The sequence below is a fragment of the Pseudomonas sp. AF03-9 genome, from assembly GCF_020515815.1.
Taxonomy (GTDB): Bacteria; Pseudomonadota; Gammaproteobacteria; order Pseudomonadales; family Pseudomonadaceae; genus Aquipseudomonas.
Window position 1 is genome coordinate 1 of record NZ_JAHPJF010000062.1, and the last position, 736, is coordinate 736.

At 53.7% G+C, this 736-nt stretch carries 1 protein-coding gene; it reads right to left on the bottom strand.

Annotated elements, in window-relative coordinates; all coding sequences use genetic code 11:
• A partial coding sequence (locus tag LIY36_RS27625) for a hypothetical protein (protein WP_226457863.1) occupies window positions 1–736 on the bottom strand: 736 nt, incomplete at both ends.

Sequence of the window (736 nt, forward strand, 5' to 3'; positions counted from 1 at the left end):
TGGACGACGGTCTGGGCACTTGTGGTAAGTCCAGGGGGAAAGGCAATCGCTGGCGCGGCCGGTGCGCAGGCTTTGGAGTTTTAAGAAGTCGGGTTGTGATCGGCGATCGGCGACAACGCTACCGTCGGGATAGGTGAAGACAGTGTGGTTACCTTCTTTCTTCTCCTTTGGTTGTGTGGAGAAAACAGTAAATGCCGAATGCAATGTGGGCTCGAAGTACACAGTGCGAGCTCTCAACGCTTGATACTTCAGATAAACACCGCCCTCACCTGCAAGACTAATGCGCTTGCGATACCCCCCCAGAAACGCCTCTTTAACCCAAGGGTAGTAGTCTCTCTTGATCGTCAGATCTCCATCAACTTTGAAATCAGGACCACCTCTTGGTGAATTGTTGTAGTCGAATATCACGATTACCCCCCCACCCGCACCAGCGGTCACGTTCTCGCCAAAGCGCGCCGGGTCTGCGTAGACCACACCAAACGTCACATTCGCGAGATGCCAGCGACACGCCCCGCCCCCATCCTTTGGCAATTCCACTTGGTAAAGGTCACTCTCGCCTTGACGTTCAAATTCTTTGTAGATTGAGTGATGACCATCCTGCTCTAAACGCTGACCGCTGGCTCCAGAGCTGATGCGCTTACAGGTAGCGGAGCGATACATGACCCACATGGTTTCGGTTTTCAGCTCCTTGGGCAGTTTCACCGTGACGGTTATCTTTTCACTGTCAGCAGGCGGC